Below are 596 nucleotides of genomic sequence, written 5' to 3' on the forward strand. Positions count from 1 at the left end.
GGGCAAGCCAGGTATGTTGAACAGATCTAGCTTCCTGGCTTAGAAAGCATGCCCGCAGAGGCTCCATGTCAAGGTTCGTCGCAAAACCACTATCTTGGTGGTCTACGTCAACATTACCCAGTTAAGGAGAGACTTAAAAATGAGAGAAAGACGAACATTCACAACAGAATTTAAGGCTCAAATGGTCAAGCTTTATGAAAGCGGGAAGCCCAGAAAAGATATTATTAGTGAATATAATTTAACGCCTTCAGCGTTGAATAAGTGGATAAAACAAAGCCAAACATCCGGTTCATTTAAGGAAAAGGACAATCGTTCCCCAGAAGAAAATGAGTTGATCCAGCTTCGAAAAGAAAACATGCGTTTAGTGATGGAGAATGATATTTTAAAGCAAGCTGCGCTGATACTAGGACGAAAGTAAATGTGATTAAAAATAATCGTCACAAATACTCGATATCAGCAATGTGCGACGTCCTACAACTCCCAAGAAGTACCTATTATTATGAAGCAAAAGAGTAAGCTAAATCAGATGATGAACTTACGGTTATCATCATCGATATTTTTCATAAAAGCCGCCAGAACTATGGCACTCGTAAGAT

General features: G+C 39.4%; 1 pseudogene. It reads left to right on the plus strand.

Going from position 1 to position 596, the window contains the following annotated elements:
• Nucleotides 1–139: 139 nt before the first annotated feature.
• Nucleotides 140–596, plus strand: a pseudogene (locus tag BFU02S_RS17465) (transposase); the annotation flags it as partial.

Source organism: Neobacillus fumarioli NBRC 102428 (assembly GCF_001591485.1).
GTDB lineage: Bacteria > Bacillota > Bacilli > Bacillales > Cytobacillaceae > Neobacillus > Neobacillus fumarioli.